At 63.2% G+C, this 242-nt stretch carries 1 protein-coding gene; it reads right to left on the bottom strand.

What is annotated here, in order from left to right; genetic code table 11:
- Positions 1-46: 46 nt before the first annotated feature.
- On the bottom strand, positions 47-242 hold a 196-nt coding region (locus AC5ZFO_RS48510), incomplete at its 5' end, for a hypothetical protein (RefSeq protein WP_496124336.1).

Raw genomic sequence — 242 nt, 5'->3', positions numbered from 1 at the left:
GCACGTCCGCCCCGACCCATTTGAAACCAGAACCCGGCGTAATCCGTTAGGGTCGCGCCTCCACGGCCGCCTTGCCCCCGAGCTTCCGGCGCCGGTTGGAGGGAACGGCTGCGCTCAAGGTCGTGGCCGTCTTATCAATCTGGTTTCGCTCTACGCGCCCGGTCCCGAAGGCCCACTCAAATGAAACGGAGGCGACCATATGGAGAATCCCGATCTCAAAGCGTGGGTCGATGGCTGGATGG

The organism is Bradyrhizobium sp. Unk1, assembly GCF_059512345.1.
Note: the sequence above shows the minus strand (reverse complement) of the source record. Positions and strands in the feature narration are given on the sequence as shown.